The sequence below is a fragment of the Aliiroseovarius sediminilitoris genome (assembly GCF_900109955.1).
In the GTDB taxonomy this organism is placed as follows: Bacteria; Pseudomonadota; Alphaproteobacteria; order Rhodobacterales; family Rhodobacteraceae; genus Aliiroseovarius; species Aliiroseovarius sediminilitoris.
The window spans coordinates 1-1,521 of record NZ_FOJB01000006.1; the positions used below are offsets into that span (position 1 = coordinate 1).

The 1,521-nt window shown below is 51.7% G+C and carries 1 protein-coding gene; it reads left to right on the forward strand.

Translation table 11 applies throughout. The features are described from left to right. Nucleotides 1-544 precede the first annotated feature (544 nt). Nucleotides 545-1,405, forward strand: a complete 861-nt coding sequence (locus BMY55_RS16700) for a hypothetical protein (protein WP_143064365.1) — start codon at nucleotides 545-547, stop codon at nucleotides 1,403-1,405. Nucleotides 1,406-1,521 lie beyond the last annotated feature (116 nt).

Consider the following 1,521-nt stretch of genomic DNA (forward strand, 5'->3'; position numbering starts at 1 on the left):
CAGTCCAGCGACCCAACCGCGCCTCAGCGCCGCCGGTGAAGGGGGTTCTAGGCCCAACGCAAAAGAGTCGCAACCCCTTTTTTGAGAAAAACGCAATATTGGCGCATTCTTTTTCCCAACCCTTAAAAACTTAGGGTTTCTCGTCGTTATTTCAAGATAGATGGGCACATCAGCCTGCCATGGCACCTGACCGATCGCTCATTTTACCCCGATTTTTGATCAACCACAGCAAATCAGACCAGCGTTTGCAATCTGGCTGGTTGATTCCGGGACTAACGGATTCGCGATGAGCGACACGCATCGAACCAAGTGCCACGAGTTGAGAATTCTTACTGGTGATTGGAGTTGAGGGCGAGGAGTATTGAGCGGCGAAAGGACACAGGGTGTTATAGTTGTGAGATTATACATTCAAGCAAACACATAGGTGGCAGGCTTAGGTTCTCAAAGATTTGGTGGATGCTATTCGGCGTTCCTTCGAAACTGCCCGCCTATAAAATCAAGTACCTGATCTATGCGGACGTAATGCGCCCCAACAGGCCACAACTTGTGGTTTGAAGTTGTCCAGCTTTCTGTAATACCTTTGCCGGGTATTGTTGGTTGGGATTGTTCAGGAATGTCTAGTTCGAGTTTTCCGGTAAAAGTCGCATCAGCAGTGATCATTACAGTTGCCGGTGCTGCCGCCATTCTTCCCTTTGCGGTGGGGCAGCCGGACACAAAGGCTACTTTCCGCAACACCTTCACCGTCGACGAGCTGTTGAACACGCCTCCATCCGATCCCTGCCAGTTTTTCGGCGGCGAGAACGCGATGGTGGAATGGTTTATCGAGATGGATCTTGAAAACAAGCTGATCCCGATGCGCGTTCCAAAGATCTATCTGGAAGACAAACCGGATCACGAGGAAGGTGTGCACCGTTCGGCGCAGCTATTTCGCATTATTCTCGACAACTTTTTGCCCGTAACACGCTCTCAGACATCTGCGATTCATCGCGCCCAACCTGACAACGCCCATGCGCGACAATACGGGCGCCTTGTTGTCGGGGACTACATTGAACTCCGAGAGACAGTCTCGCTTATGATCTCGATGATGGGTGGGCGTTTTGACGAGAGGCGTCCGATGGAAGAGTTCCCGGTTACACCGGGTCCATACGGTTTGACCAAAGTGCTGCCGCCCGCGGGGAATCTGGAAAGAAACGTTTACTTCAGGACGGGTTCTGATGGGAACCCGGTGACAGCGATCGAGTGCCATATCAAGAATGAGGTCTCTCGATATCCAACATGTAATATGCGCTTTAGAGCTTCTGAAGTTGACGTAAATGTAGGTTTTCATGCCCCCTATCTGCCCCGCTGGGCCGCCATCAAGCAGGATGTCGAGCGATTTCTTTCCTGCGCGACGGAGTTTGAGTAGCTCCCCCCCTCCCCAACGACAAAACCGCCCCGGCCTGGTGAGGCACGGGGCGGTTTTGTGTATTGTTATCGTATTTGAGAGAATGTTGGCTTTTTACTAGGTTTGGCGGTGACCTA